Origin of the sequence: Staphylococcus pasteuri, assembly GCF_030547725.1 — a bacterium.
GTDB classification, from domain to species: Bacteria; Bacillota; Bacilli; order Staphylococcales; family Staphylococcaceae; genus Staphylococcus; species Staphylococcus pasteuri.
In genome coordinates this window covers 1-306 of sequence record NZ_JAUOQO010000178.1, presented here as the reverse complement: position 1 = coordinate 306, position 306 = coordinate 1, and the positions used below count along the sequence as shown (strand labels likewise).

Below are 306 nucleotides of genomic sequence, written 5' to 3'. Positions count from 1 at the left end.
AGTCGGTATCGGCTCTCATCCATCCCGTGGGCTCAAACGCGGTGTCGTTGTTAACATCGAGTCAACAGTTACATCAATTCAGCGGGCAGTAGAAGAAGCTGAATTAATGGCCGGTTGTAAGATCCATTCGGTAACAGTGGGTATCGCTGGTAGTCACATCAGCAGTATGAACTCTCACGGGATTGTTGCCGTTCGTGAACGCGAAGTAACCGAACACGATTTAGAGCGCGTAATTGATGCTGCCAGTGCAGTGGCAATTCCGGCAGATCAGAAAATCCTGCATATATTGCCGCAGGAGTATTTAAT

The 306-nt window shown here is 48.4% G+C and carries 1 pseudogene; it reads left to right on the top strand.

Going from position 1 to position 306, the window contains the following annotated elements:
• Positions 1-106: 106 nt before the first annotated feature.
• A pseudogene (locus Q4528_RS13305) lies at positions 107-306 on the top strand (cell division protein FtsA); the annotation flags it as partial.